The 13,549-nt window shown below is 68.8% G+C and carries 13 protein-coding genes; 3 read left to right on the top strand and 10 right to left on the bottom strand.

Annotated features, from left to right (window positions below):
* Nucleotides 1–35: 35 nt before the first annotated feature.
* Both KR541_RS21275 and KR541_RS21280 read left to right on the top strand, forming a co-directional pair.
* Complete coding sequence (locus tag KR541_RS21275) at nucleotides 36–2,165, top strand: penicillin-binding protein 1A (RefSeq protein WP_216089769.1); 2,130 nt, start codon at nucleotides 36–38, stop codon at nucleotides 2,163–2,165.
* An 8-nt stretch (nucleotides 2,166–2,173) separates the two neighbouring features.
* Nucleotides 2,174–2,785, top strand: coding sequence for a trimeric intracellular cation channel family protein (locus KR541_RS21280; RefSeq protein ID WP_050012154.1), 612 nt, complete (start codon nucleotides 2,174–2,176; stop codon nucleotides 2,783–2,785).
* Between the two features lie 31 nt (nucleotides 2,786–2,816).
* On the opposite strand, the gene KR541_RS21285 is transcribed toward KR541_RS21280, so the two are convergent.
* From KR541_RS21285 to KR541_RS21330, 10 genes are all read right to left on the bottom strand, one after another.
* Entirely contained in the window at nucleotides 2,817–3,206 is a 390-nt protein-coding gene (locus KR541_RS21285) for a VOC family protein (protein WP_216089770.1), read from the bottom strand.
* A 95-nt stretch (nucleotides 3,207–3,301) separates the two neighbouring features.
* Nucleotides 3,302–4,132 carry a heme ABC transporter ATP-binding protein gene (locus KR541_RS21290; protein WP_050012153.1) on the bottom strand — a complete coding sequence of 277 codons (831 nt, stop codon included), beginning with the start codon at nucleotides 4,130–4,132 and terminating at the stop codon, nucleotides 3,302–3,304.
* 19 nt (nucleotides 4,133–4,151) lie between these two features.
* Complete coding sequence (locus KR541_RS21295) at nucleotides 4,152–5,240, bottom strand: FecCD family ABC transporter permease (protein WP_050012152.1); 1,089 nt, start codon at nucleotides 5,238–5,240, stop codon at nucleotides 4,152–4,154.
* A 15-nt stretch (nucleotides 5,241–5,255) separates the two neighbouring features.
* Complete coding sequence (locus KR541_RS21300; protein WP_050012151.1) at nucleotides 5,256–6,173, bottom strand: heme/hemin ABC transporter substrate-binding protein; 918 nt, start codon at nucleotides 6,171–6,173, stop codon at nucleotides 5,256–5,258.
* Nucleotides 6,170–7,261 (bottom strand): hemin-degrading factor, encoded by a 1,092-nt coding sequence (locus KR541_RS21305; RefSeq protein ID WP_050012150.1) that lies wholly within the window; start codon nucleotides 7,259–7,261, stop codon nucleotides 6,170–6,172. The genes KR541_RS21300 and KR541_RS21305 overlap by 4 nt, the downstream gene beginning before the upstream one ends.
* Before the next feature lie 49 nt (nucleotides 7,262–7,310).
* A complete protein-coding gene (locus KR541_RS21310) occupies nucleotides 7,311–9,587 on the bottom strand; it encodes a TonB-dependent hemoglobin/transferrin/lactoferrin family receptor (RefSeq protein WP_050012149.1) in 2,277 nt (758 codons plus the stop codon).
* Nucleotides 9,588–9,820: 233 nt separating this feature from the next.
* Nucleotides 9,821–10,048, bottom strand: a complete 228-nt coding sequence (locus KR541_RS21315; RefSeq protein WP_012339294.1) for a hypothetical protein — start codon at nucleotides 10,046–10,048, stop codon at nucleotides 9,821–9,823.
* A 186-nt stretch (nucleotides 10,049–10,234) separates the two neighbouring features.
* The gene (locus KR541_RS21320) at nucleotides 10,235–10,618 is read right to left on the bottom strand and encodes a DUF6232 family protein (RefSeq protein ID WP_050012148.1); all 384 of its coding nucleotides are present in this window, start codon (nucleotides 10,616–10,618) and stop codon (nucleotides 10,235–10,237) included.
* 124 nt (nucleotides 10,619–10,742) lie between these two features.
* Complete coding sequence (locus tag KR541_RS21325; RefSeq protein ID WP_011548992.1) at nucleotides 10,743–11,003, bottom strand: DUF2866 domain-containing protein; 261 nt, start codon at nucleotides 11,001–11,003, stop codon at nucleotides 10,743–10,745.
* A gap of 220 nt (nucleotides 11,004–11,223) precedes the next feature.
* Entirely contained in the window at nucleotides 11,224–12,384 is a 1,161-nt protein-coding gene (locus KR541_RS21330) for a porin (protein ID WP_050012147.1), read from the bottom strand.
* Between the two features lie 310 nt (nucleotides 12,385–12,694).
* Here KR541_RS21330 and KR541_RS21335 point away from each other — a divergent pair, with 310 nt between their 5' ends.
* On the top strand, nucleotides 12,695–13,501 hold the full coding sequence (locus tag KR541_RS21335; RefSeq protein WP_050012146.1) for a MetQ/NlpA family ABC transporter substrate-binding protein: 807 nt from the start codon (nucleotides 12,695–12,697) through the stop codon (nucleotides 13,499–13,501).
* Nucleotides 13,502–13,549: the final 48 nt, after the last annotated feature.

Here is a 13,549-nt window from a genome sequence, read left to right on the forward strand (position 1 = left end):
CGCCGGCCGTCGCGGCACTGAAGAAGGAGCCCGACATGACCGACCCCACCGCCAATCCGCCTCCGCCGCCCGCGCCGCCCTCCACACCGCCGCGCCGCCGCCGCGTATGGCGCACGCTCGCGGGCGCGCTGCTCGGCCTGACGCTCGCATGCGCGGGCATCGGCGCCTGGACGATCGATCGCATCTGGACGCAACTGCCGTCCGTCGAGCACCTGGCCGTCTATCGTCCCGCGTTGCCGCTGCGGATCTTCTCGCGCGACGGCGACCTGCTGGCCGAATACGGCGTCGAGCGGCGCGAGTTCGTGCCGCTCGAACGCATCCCGCCGCTGATGCGGCACGCGCTGCTCGCGGCCGAGGACGCAAAGTTCTACGAGCACGGCCCGGTCGATGTCGGCGGCCTCGCGCGCGCAACGTTCGCGAACGTCGTCACCGGGCAGCCGGGGCAGGGCGGCAGCACGATCACGATGCAGGTCGCGCGCAACTTCTACCTGACGCGCGACAAGGTGCTGAGCCGCAAGCTCGCCGAGATCCTGATGGCGGCCAAGCTCGAACGCGCATACAGCAAGAACAAGCTGCTCGAGCTGTACATGAACGAGATCTATCTGGGCGAGCGCGCATACGGCTTCGCGGCCGCCGCGCACGTGTACTTCGGCAAGCCGCTCGACGCGTTGAGCGCGGGCGAAGCGGCCGTGCTCGCCGGGCTGCCGAAGGCGCCGTCCGCGTTCAACCCGGTCGTCAATCCGGCGCGCGCGACCGCGCGGCGCAACTACGTGCTCGGCCGGATGCATGCGCTCGGCCAGCTCGACGATGCGGCGTATCGCGCGGCCGTCGACGCGCCGATCGCGCTGGCGACCACGCCGCCGCCAGGCATCATCGCGGCGCCGTACGTCGCCGAGCGGGCGCGCCGGATGATGGTCGAGCGGTTTCATGACGACGCGTACACGCTCGGCCTCGACGTGACGACGACGATCTCGATGCGCGACCAGCGCGCCGCCGAGGCCGCGCTCGAGCGCACGCTGAGCCGCCAGTCGCGCGCGACACGCGATGCGCGCAACGGCCTCGAAGGCGCGCTCGTGTCGCTCGATGCGGCCACCGGCGACATGCTCGCGCTGGTCGGCGGCGCGGATTTCAATCGCAACGTGTTCGACCATGCGCTGCAGGCGTATCGGCAGCCGGGGTCGAGCTTCAAGCCGTTCGTCTATTCGGCGGCGCTGGAGAAGGGCTACTTCCCCGGCGTGCTCGTCGACGATACGCAGCGCACGCTCACACACGCGGAAACCGGCGCGCGGCCGTGGCGTCCGCGCAATTTCGGCAATCGCTACGAAGGCTTCATCCCGGTGCGACGCGGGCTCGTGCGCTCGAAGAACCTGGTCGCCGTCAGCCTGATGCAGGCCACCGACGCGCGCTACGTACAGCAGCATGCGGTGCGCTTCGGTTTCGATGCGCAGCGCAATCCGGCGTCGCTGCCGCTCGCGCTCGGCGCGGGCGCCGTGACGCCGCTCGAACTCGCGAGCGCATACAGCGTGTTCGCGAACGGCGGCACGCGGATGGAGCCGCGCCTGATCCTGTCGGTGAAGCAGCGTCACGGCGGCGCGATGTACGAGGCGACCGTGCCGGCGGGCGAGCGGGTCGTGTCGGCGCGCAATGCGTTCGTGATGGACAGCATGCTGCGCGACGTCGTGCGTGCCGGCACCGCGCGCGGCGCGCTCGCGCTCAGGCGTGACGACGCGGCCGGCAAGACGGGCACGTCGAACGGGTCGAAGGACGTATGGTTCGCCGGCTATTCGTCGGGCATCGTCGCGGTCGCGTGGCTCGGCTACGACACGCCGCGCCCGATGGGGCGCGCGACCGGCGCGACGCTTGCGCTGCCGGTCTGGCTCGACTACATGAAGACGGCCGTCGACGGGCGCACGCCGGTCGATGCGACGCCGCCGCAGGACGTCGCGCTCGTCGACGGCGATTTCGTCTACGCCGAATACACGCGCGGCACGTGCACGGCCGACGTGCCGGCGTATATCCGCAGCCGCTTTGCGTGCGGCGGCGCGGCGGCCGTCGATGCGCCGGATGCATCGGCCGACCACGGCCAGCGCGACGAACCGATGCCGGCCGCCGTCGATGCGGCCGAGCGCGAACGCGTGCTCGACCTGTTCCGGACCGACGACTGACGCGCGCGATGCATACGCTCTATCTGATTGCGATCGTCGCAGAAGCGATGTCGGGGGCGCTGATGGGCATGCGGCGCGGAATGGACCGCTTCGGGCTCGCGCTCGTCGGCGCGGTGACGGCGCTCGGCGGCGGCACCGTGCGCGACGTGCTGCTCGGCCACTATCCGCTCGGCTGGATCGCGCATCCCGAATACCTGGTGATCACGCTCGTCGCGGCGACCGTCGCGTCATGGGCCGCGCGGCACGTCGCGCGGATGAAGACGCTGTTCGTCACCGTCGACGCGATCGGCCTTGCGGCGTTCACGATCATCGGCTGCGACATCGGCGCATCGACCGGCACGGCGCCGATCATCGTCGTGCTGGCCGGCGCGATCACGGGCGTGTGCGGCGGGATGCTGCGCGATTTACTCTGCAACGAGATGCCGCTGATCCTGCGCGAGGAACTGTATGCGAGCGTCGCGTTCGCCACGGGCGCGCTGTATGTCGGGATGCAGCATGTCGACATCGATGCGGGATTCGCGACGCTCGTCGCGCTGGCGGCCGGCTTCTCGATGCGGATGCTCGCGGTGCGGCTCGGCTGGAAGATGCGGACCTTCGGCGCGGCGGACGTCGAGCATTGAGCGTTCGTGCTCATGCCTGCCGTGCCGGCATTCAGTCCGGCTGCATTACCTGAAAGACGTTCCCTTCCGGATCGACGCCGTCATACATTCGGAACGGGAAGCCATCGTAGCGCTTGGGATCGCGCACGGTCACGCCATCTCGGGCGAGCCGGTTGCGATGCGCGTCGAGATCGGCGTCGATCCTGAATACGAGTTTCACGTTGCTGGTGGTTGCGTACGCGTTCGTGTTTGCGAATGCGGCCGCATCACGGAACGCCGGCCCGGCCCGATGCAGCGCGAGTGCGATCGCGCCTGCGTCGAGCACGACCCATTCGACGTCGATTTCCTCGATGACGGGCAGTGCGAAATATCGTTGGTAGAACGCCTTCAGCAACGCGACGTCGCGGACGTACAGGATGATGCGGGTCATCGGAAGCGGCACGGAGGTTTCCTCGAAAGGGGCAGACGAACGATCTCGAGCGAACGCCGCCGCTGACGGCAGCGCACGACGCTACGATCATGCGACACACGCCCGCGCTACGCGGGCACCATCACCGGCGGCGTCCCGTCGCCGGTTTCCACCCTCTTCACCGCGAAGCCATAGCACCGCGCGATATGGGCCGGCGTCATCACGTCGCGCGGTGTGCCCTGCGCGACGATCGTGCCGTCGGCGAGCATCGCGATCGTATCCGCATGTCGCGCGGCGAGGTTCGGATCGTGGACGATCGCGAGCACGCCGAGCTGCCATTCGCGCGCGACGGCGCGTACGGTATCGAGCAGCCGGTGCTGGTGCGCGAGATCGAGCGCGGCGGTCGGTTCGTCGAGCAGCAGGTAGCGCGGGCCGGTTTCCGTCGCGTCGTGGTCCGGCCACAGCTGCGCGAGGACGCGGGCGAACTGCACGCGCGCGAGTTCGCCGCCCGACAGCGTCGTGACGTCGCGGCCGACGAGTGCGTCGGCCCCCGCGCGTTCGAGCGCGCGCCACGCGATGTCGCGATCGCGGTGCGCAACGACGTGGCGGGCGCCGCTGCGCCGCGCATGCGGATAGCGGCCGAGCAGCACGATTTCGTCGACGCTGAACGGGAACGCGGGCTGCGCGGCCTGCGGCAGCACCGCGCGCAGGCGCGCGAGCCGCGGCGCATCGATGCGCGCGAGCGGTTCGCCGTTCAGCGTGACGTCGCCCGTCACGCGCACGCCGTTCGGCGCGACGCTGCCGGTCAGCTCGCCGGCGAAGGTTTTCAGCAGCGTGCTCTTGCCCGCGCCGTTGCGGCCGAGCAGCGCGGTCACGCGGCCGGGTTCGATCGACAGCGACAGATTCCGCAGGATCGTGTCGTGCCGACGGGTGACGTCGAGGTGATGGGCAGTCAGCATGGTCGTCGTGAAGAAGGGATCAGCCGCCGAGCGCGCCGCGGTTCTTCCACAGCAGCGCGAGGAAGAACGGCGCGCCGAGCAGCGCGGTCAGCACGCCGAGCGGAATGTCGGCGGGCGCGGCGACCGTGCGTGCGGCGAGGTCGGCCGCGAGCGTCAGCAACGCGCCGAGCAACGCGGCGCCGGGCAGCACGATGCGCTGGTCGGGGCCGCACGCAAGGCGCATGCAATGCGGCGCGACGAGCCCGATGAAGCCGATGATGCCCGCGCACGACACGAGCGCGCCGACCGCGAGCGCGACCGCGACGAGCACGCGCCGCTTCAGTCGCTGCACGGGCACGCCGAGATGCAGCGCTTCGGTTTCGCCGAGCTGCAGCGCGTTCAGCGCATCGCGTTCGCGCACGAGCAGCATGCAGCCGAGCGCCACGCACGGCGCGACGGCCGCGAGCGTCGACCATTGCGCGCCGCCGAGGCTGCCGAGGCTCCAGAAGGTCAGCGAGCGCAGCTGCGCGTCGTCGGCGACGAACGTGAGCAGCCCGATCGCCGCGCCGGCCAGCGCATTGATCGCGATGCCGGCGAGCAGCAGCAGCGGCAGCGCGAGCCGGCCGCGCGACGCGGCCAGCCGGTAGACGAGCGCCGCGACCGCGAGGCCGCCCGCGAACGCGGCGACCGGCAGTGCGACCGCACTCGCGTGGGCGGCAAAGAGCGCGGGGCCGAGCACGATCAGCGTGGTCGCGCCGAGCGCGGCGCCGCTCGACACGCCGACGAGCCCCGGATCGGCGAGCGGGTTGCGGAACAGCGCCTGCATCGCGGCGCCGGTCGCGCCGAAGCCGCCGCCGACCAGCAGCGCGAGCACGACGCGCGGCGCGCGGATGTCGAGCAGCACCGCGCGCGCCTGCTGAGCGGCCGCGTCGCCGCTCAGCGCGGCCCAGGCTTGCGCCAGCGGAATGCGGTACGCGCCGACGCACAGCGCGACGACGGCCATCGCGCCCACCAGAACGGCGAGCGCGGCGAGGACGAACGGCGCGAAGCGGCGCGACGTGCCAACACGGGCGGCGCCGGCGCGCGAGGCGGGCGACGGCGCGTTGAAGGGCGAAGCGTGAGCGGGCATCGGGTCGATCCGGAATCAGGCGAGCGCATTCGACAGGCGTCGATGCAGGGTCGTGACGGCGAGCGGCAGGCGCGGGCCGAAGCCGAGCAGGAACAGTGCGTCGAGCGACACGACGCGCCGCGCGCGGCCGGCCGGCGTCGCACCGAAGCCGGGCGTCGCGAGCAGCGCGGCGTGGCCGCCGACGGCCGCCAGCCCTTCGTCGGAGATCAGCACGACGTCGGGCGCGGCCGCCGCGAGCGCCTCGGTCGTCAGCGGCTTGTAGTGCTCGAAGCCCTGCATCGCGTTGCGCGCGCCCGCGTAGCGGATCATCGCGTCGGCGGCCGTGCGCTGGCCCGCGACGAGCGCCTGGGTGCCGGTGTGGTTCAGCACGAACAGCACGCGCGGCGGCTGCGCGCCGCCGGGCGCGCGCGCGGCGACCGCGTCGCGCGCGGCCTGCCAGTCGCGATCGAAGCGTTGCAGCAGCAGGGTGCCGGCATCGCGTACGTCGAGCGCCTGCGCGACGCCGGTGATCTTCGCGCGCACCGATTCGACGTCGTGGCGCTCGTCGAACGTCGTCACCGTGACGCCGGCGCCTTTCACCTGCGCGATCGCCGTCGGCGGGCCGGCTTCCGCGGAGGCCAGCACGAGATCGGGCCGCAGCGACAGCAGCCCTTCGGCCGATAGCGCGCGCTGGTAGCCGACCTTCGGCAGGCGCTTCGCGGCGTCGGGATACGTGCACGTCGTGTCGGCGCCGACGAGCCGGTAACGCGGCGTCTCGGCGCCGCCGAGCGCGAACGCGGTTTCCGCCAGCGCGCCGCCGATCACGATCACGCGTTTCGGCGCGGCGGCAGCGACCTGGGCGAGCACGCCGGCGGGCAGTGCGCCCGCGAGCGCACCGGCCGCCGCACCGGCCAGCAGCGACCGGCGGCGCGGATCGAACGGCCGCGCGCTCACCGCGCGCCCCCGCGTGCGGCCGCCGGCAGCGTCGCGACGAGCGCGCGCCAGTCGTCGCGCTCGACCTTGCCGGGCTTGCGCTCGCCGAACAGCAGCGCGACGTGGTCGCCCTGCCGGTCGAACAGCTCGAGCGACGTGACGATGCCGTCGCTCGTCGGCTTCTTCACGACCCATGCGGCGGCGATCAGGTCCTCGCGGACATGCAGGTTGAAGCCCGGATCGAGGACGTTGATCCACGCGCCGACCTCGCGCACGTTCGCGACGGGGCCCGTATGGATCTGGATCATTCCCGCGTTGCCGACGAACACCATGATCGGCTGGCCGCTTTGCGCCGCGTGTTCGAGCACGTGGCGCAACGCATGCGCGGTTTCGACCGGATACGCGTAGTGCGGATCGGCGAGGCGCAGCGCCTGCATGCGGCTCACGCCGAAGCGCTGCGTGATGCCGAAGAACTGGTGCGTATCGGTCATCGCGTCCCATGCGGCGCGAAAGCCCGCGACGTCGATCTCGCTATCGGCGCGCTCGGGCATTTTCGGCGCGGCGGGCGCGACCTCGAGGCCCGGCTCCTGCGACTGCGCGCGCCAGCGTTCGACGAACGCGTCGTACGCGGCGTGATCGCTGTGCGCGCGCAGATAGACCTTGTGGATCGCATGGCCCTGCGCATCGAAGAACTGCAGGCTCTTCAGCGGGCCGTGCGCAGTCTCGTCGCGCACCGCGAACGCCGACACCCAGTGACGATAGAAGATGCGCAGGTCGATGTCGCCGAGCGCGAGGCCGACCGGGCCGTCGTGGCTCATCTGCGCGTATTCGCCGTCCTTTTCGTGGACGGCCGTGTCGTTGCGCGTCAGCGCCATCACGCGGCCGAGGCGCGGCATTTCCTCGAACATCGCCGGAAAGCGCGCGTCGAGCCGCACGACGTGCTCGCCGACGAACGCGGCGAGCGCCTCGCCTTCGCTGACGCCGAGCGCCTGCGCGACGTCGCGGTTGCGCAGCTGACGCTCGGTCTTGAGCTTGACGAACGCGTCGCGCAGCGCGGCGGCCGCGCGGGCCGGCGTGGCCGATTGACCGGGAAGGGCGGATTGCATCATGTCGGACTCCTTCGAGTAACGGTTGGGATGGGCGCGCGGGCGACGCGCATCAGAAATCCACTTTCATGCTGACGGCGACGGTGCGGCCGGGCGACGAATACGCGTCGAGCACCTGCGCGTCGGACGCGAGGCCGCGCACGTCCGACCAGTTCCAGTACTTGCGGTCGAACAGGTTGCGGATGCCGATCGTCGCGCTCACGTGCTTGTTGAAGCGGTAGCCGCCGTGCAGGTCGACGACGAATGAAGACGGTGGCGCGAAGCACGACGTTCTCGCCCCCGGGCACGCGTTCGCCGGGATGTCCTTGTCGCGTTTGGCGGCCTGGAACAGCAGGTCGGTCTGCACGAACCAGCGTTCGCTCGGTTCGTACCGCACGCCGAACACGGCCGAGAACGGATTGATCGTGTCGAGCGGCTGGCTGGCCGCGCCGTTGTCCTGCGTCGAGCCCTTCGTGAACGCCATTGCCGTCTTCAGCGTGATGCCGTTCGGCATCACCCATTCGGCGCGGCCTTCGAGGCCGTGGATGCGCGCGTCGGCGAAGTTCACGTACTGGAACACGAACGGGTCGACCGGCCGGCCGCTGCCGGCGATCGTCGTGCGCGAGATGAAGTTGCGGTAGCGGCCGGTGAACGCGGCCGCGCTGTAGCGCACGACGCCGTAGCCGGTGCCGGCCTTGCCGCGCAGGCCGGCTTCGAACGTGTCGCTGGTTTCTGGCTTCAGGTTCGGATTGCCGATCGACGTGTAGCCGTACACCGGGTTCGAGAAGCTGCTGTTCACCTGATCGGGCGTCGGCGCACGGAAGCCATGCGCGTACTGCACGTACGGAATGACCGCGGGCGTGATCTCGTAGAGCACGGCGACGCGCGGCGACAGTTCGTTCGCGCTCGTCGACACGGCCTTGCCGGTGAACAGCGGATCGTTTGCGGTCGGACTCAGCCGGTACGTGTCGAAGCGCAGGCCCGGCGTGACGAGCAGGCGGCCGTAACCGATCTGGTCCTGCACGAACGCGCCGAACAGCGTGTAGTCGGTGTCGGGGAACGCCTTGTTCGGAAACGCTTCGCCGACGCCCGGCACCGTGCCGTCGCGCAGGTTCGTCACGCGCGACACGCTGCCGTCCACGCCGTAGAGCAGCTTGTGTGCGAACGGGCCGGTCGCGAAGCCGCTTTCGGCGAACGCGGTGCCGCCGAACGTGCGTTCCTTGTACTGGTTGTCGCGCGAACGCGAAGCCGCCCGGCCGCGCGTCTCGAACGCGTACTGGTCCTGCTTCGCGTCCTGGTAGTAGAACTGCACGTGCGCGGTCTGGAACCAGCGGAACGCGTCGTCGCGGAAGTCGTAGTCGACGCTGAAGCGATTGCGCTCGAGCCGGTCGTAGGTCGTGAGGCCGAGCGTGGTCGGCGGGCTGATCGCCGACAGCACGTCGGTGCTCACGCGCCGCTGCACCGTTTCGGCGGTGAACTTGATCGTGTCGCGCGCGGTGGGCGTCAGCACGAGCTTGCCGAGCAGCGATTCCGAATAGACGTCCTGCGGGTTCGACGTCGTGCGCAGCGTGCTCGCCGAATTGTTGCTGCCGCGCGTGTCGACCTCGTGGCCGCGCCGGCCGTCGGCGATGATCATCCCCTGGATGCGATCGTTGCCGCCCGCGGCCGATACGGTCGCGCCGATGCTGCGGTCGGTCGAGTCGTAGCTCGGCCGGAACGAGAAGTAGTAGGGCTTTCCGTAGATCGACAGCAGGTCGCGCGGGTCCTTCGTGATGAAGTTCACCGCGCCGGTCAGGCCGTCGCTGCCGTACAGCGCCGACGCCGGCCCGCGCAGGATCTCGATGCGCTTGAGCGTGTCGAGATCGGCGTAGTCGCCGCGGCCCGCTTCGAGCGGACCGAACGAAAACGCGTTCGGCAGGCGGATGCCGTCTTCCATCAGCAGCACGCGATTGCCTTCGAGGCCGCGGATGTTGATGCTCGAATCGCCGTCGCGGCCGCCGCCGAGCGCGGCGCTGCCCGGCCGGTACGCGGTGCGGCGCACCGTGATGCCCGGCTCGTAGCGCAGCGCGTCCTTGATGTTGGTGACCTGCCGTTCTTCGAGATCCTCGTCGGTGATCACCGACACGGACGCCGCCGTGCGGCTCGCCGCAGTGGCGGTGCGGGTGGCCGTGACGGTGACGGGATCGAGCAGCGCCGCATCGCCGCGCGCGGACGCGGCGGCGGTCAGGACGGCGGAAGGCGGGTTGGCGCCTTGCGGCGACGAATCGGCGTGAGCCGGGGCAGCGGACAGGCCGAACGCGCCGAACAGCGCGGCACAGATCGGCCGCCGCGCCAGCGTATAGCAATGCACAGGTGGTCTCCCATTGACGATAACAAGCCCGAAGGCTGGCTGGGCGACGCGTTCACCTGGCTGGCCCGTTTGCGCGCGACAGGCGGCAAACGGCGATTTGAAAGGCAACTGACAACCTTGTCAGTGTAAATGAGAATTGTTATCAATACAAGAACGCAAAGCGGCTCATGCGAGTGAGCACTTGCATGCACGGCTCGGGCGAGCCGTGGCGCAAAATTTGAGAGAAACAGGCGCTAAGCCAGCGCTTCGATGCGAATCAGCAGGTTGCGCGCATGCGCGATGAACGCGTCGTGCGTCGCGCGATCGCTGTGGCTTTCGATGCCTGCCTGTTCGGCGAACGCGATCTGTTCGGTGTAGAGCTCGACGAGCGCGCGACGTGTGTCAGGGGGAAGCGCGCGGATCATCGACACGATCAGCAGTTCCTGCGCGCGAAGCATGCCGGACAGCGATTGAGCGTTCATGCTGGCCTCCTCGGACGATGCGGCGGCGAGCCGCTCTTTCCATACTAGGCGGTTGGCGTCCGCCGTGGAGGCGAGATGCGTGTGGAGCGGCGCATGGCACGCGATTCGACGGGCAGGCCGCGCACACCGACGCTCGCCGCGGGCGTGCGGCAAGCGCGAATCGAAGCGTGCACGAATGGAGTGGAATCAGCCGGCGGCGGTGGCGGACTGCGCATCGCGCACGACCTGCGCGACGCGTTCGACGAACGCGGCGTCGACGCTCGACAGCGCTTCGCGCTTGCCGTCGGGCATCTCGACCATCAGCCGATACGTGATGTCCTGCGTGGCCCACGCGAGATAGCCGACGACGACGAGCATCACGCCGACCACCAGCGCGGCGCTCGATGCGCCGATGCCGCCCGCGACGGCGACGGCCGCGCCGATCAGCGAGATCAGCGACGGCACGAGACGGTTCTTTGGAATCTTGACGACATCGACCTGGCGGATGTCACGCAGTGCGAATACCTGCCCGGCGGCCGACAGGCCGTTGCGCGTGACCATGACGCCACGTTCGTTGAATGCGTTTTCCATCGTGTGTGACGTGGACGAAAACGCGCAGCGTAGCAGGTTTCGTTGCCGCGTCAAACGAGACCGACTGCCGCACGATGCGTGCGGCGCGGCCGGCGGACGGGAAGCGGGTGGAATGGAAACGCGTTCAGAACTGCAGCCGGCCGTCGCCGTAAAGCCGGCCCGGCACGTGCGACGCGACGACCTCGGCGATCTCTTCGTCGGTCGATTCGGCCGGCACGATCTGGCGCCGCGCGGGTGCATCGAGATGCATCGTCCACTCGACGAGACGATACGGACGGCCCCATGGCCGCTGCATTTCCACCGAGACGCGGCAGCTCTGGACCGGCAGCGAGTGTTGGCACGTCAGAATCGCGTGCAGATGGCTGAAAACGGTATCTTCGATCATCGTGGCCTCCGATCCTGTCTTGTGGGCAGTTGATGGCGGTGCCGTAGGGAGTCTCAAAAAAAAAGCCGCCGATGCTCAGGCGGCCAACAGGGGGGGTGAGAGCATCGTCTCAGCCCAGAATTAAGCGAAACTTAAAAGCGCATAAAAAAGCGCCCCGCGTGGAGCGGGGCGCTGCGTGCCGTCCTGATCCGCGCGTGACGCGGACAGTTAAGCGGATGCTTTAGAACTTGTGACGGATACCGACGCGAGCAGCCAGCTGGTTCGACGAACCGTTGCCCGACGTGTTGAAGTAGCTCGTGCTCGAACCGATCTGCGCCTGCACGTTGTTGCCCGATGCCTTCTGGTAGATGACCAGGCCGTACACGTCCGTACGCTTGCTCAGTGCGTAGTCGAGGCCCACGTTGCCCTGGTTCCAGTGCGCCGAGCTGCCGCTTTGCGTCGCGTTCGTGTACGTGTAGCCCGCTGCCGCCGACAGCGCCGGCGTGAACGCATACTTCACGCCTGCTTCGTATGCGTTGTAGAACGTGCCCGATGCGCCTGCCGCGATCGGGGTGAACTGCGTGCGCGTCCACAGCAGCCATGCCGTTGCCGGGCCGAAGACATAGCGGCCGCCGACGCCATACGTGCGCAGGTCGCGGATGTTCGTCAGCGCGATGTTCGCGATCGACGTCGAGAAGGCCGGCGTCGACTGGCTCGGGAAGCGGATGTCCGTGTACGCGGCGCCGAGCGAGAACGGGCCGTTCGCGTAGTTCAGGCCGAAGCTGTAGGCGCGCGACGAACCGGCCGTCGTCGTGGTGCCCGTCGTCGTCGACGGTGCGCCGGCGAAGTCGGTCGAGTTCGAGAAGCCGTACAACGCGCCGAACGTGAAGCCGGCGTAGTTCGCGCTCTGGAACTTCACCGCGTTGTTGATGCGGCTCGACGTCAGCTGGTCGATGTCGTTCACGTGGTAAGCGTAGTTACCCGCGACCGTGTTGCCGCCGGTCGAGTAGTTCGAGCCGAGGATGTCGGTCGAGAACGAGTACTGGCGGCCGAACGTGACCGTGCCGTATTGCGCCTGGCTCAGGCCGACGTAAGCCTGGCGACCGAAGATCGCGCCGCCTTGGCCGATCGTGCCGTTACCGCTGTTGAAGCCGTTTTCGAGCACGAAGATCGCCTTCAGGCCGCCACCGAGGTCTTCGGTGCCGCGCAGGCCCCAACGGCTGCCCTGGGCCACGCCGTCGTCGTACTTGAACAGCTTGCTGCTGCCGCCGTTGGCGGTCTTGCTGTGGTTCACGTAGCTGATACCGGCATCGATGACGCCGTACAGGGTCACGCTGCTTTGTGCGTGCGCCGTGCCGGCCGTTGCTGCGAGGGCGGCGATGGTCAACAGTTTCTTGTTCAAAGGATTCTCCGAGCGAATGAATGGCGTGTCCAGTTGCGGTTCCGGCGCTCTCTATGGAGCGCTTTCACGGACCGGCGCAACTTTATCGGCGGGCCACGTAATGAATATGACAGCGACTGTCATATGACGAATCTGTGGTGCCGATGCGACACCGAATTCTGCCCGGGTTGTATAGCGGGGGTTATACCGATTTCGGCTGAGATTCGATTCCGAACCGGAATATGCACATGAAATAAGCTTGGTTTGCCGCATCCGCGCCCCGTGCCACGATCCGTCCTCCAACAAACGACACGGGACAAGAGGACACCCCATGCGACGTTCGATTCTGACCGGCCTCGGCGCACTCGCCGCCGCGCTGGCATTCGCCGCGCCCGGCGCGCACGCCGACTCCCAAACGCTGAAGATCGGCACGATGAGCGGCCCCGACGCGCAGATCTGGACCGAGGTGACGAAAGTCGCCGCGCGCGAAGGCCTCGCGATCAAGGTCATCGAATTCAACGACTACGTGCAGCCGAACGCGGCGCTCGATTCCGGCGATCTCGACGCGAACGGTTTCCAGCACCAGCCGTTCCTCGACAGCCAGATCAAGCAGCGCGGATACAAGATCGTCAACGTGGGGCTCACCTATACCGCGCCGATGGGCTTCTATTCGACGAAGCTCAAGTCGCTGAAGGATTTGCCGGCGGGCGCGAAGGTCGGGATCCAGAACGATCCGTCGAACGGCAACCGTGCGCTGTTGCTGCTGCAGAAGTACGGGGTGATCAAGCTGAAGCCGGGCGTCGGCGCGAACGGCGTGAACGCGACGCCGCTCGACATTGCCGAGAACCCGAAGAAGATCAAGATCGTCGAGCTTGATTCCGCGCAACTGCCGCGCGCGCTGCCCGACCTCGACGCCGCGTCGATCAACACCGACTACGCAGTGAAGGCCGGGCTCACGCCGGTGAAGGATGCGATCGCGATCGAGGATCTGCGCGGGCCGTACGCGAACCTGATCGCGGTGCGCGCGCAGGACAAGGACAAGCCGTGGGTGAAGAAGCTCGTCGCGGCCTATGAATCGGACGACGTGCGCAAGTTCATCGACCAGAAGTTTGGCGGCGCGATCGTGCCGGCGTTCTGAACGTCCTTCGCGCGCAGCGCGCGGCGGCGCAGCATCGGCTGCCGACGC

This window comes from Burkholderia sola, assembly GCF_905400185.1.
In the GTDB taxonomy this organism is placed as follows: domain Bacteria; phylum Pseudomonadota; class Gammaproteobacteria; order Burkholderiales; family Burkholderiaceae; genus Burkholderia; species Burkholderia sola.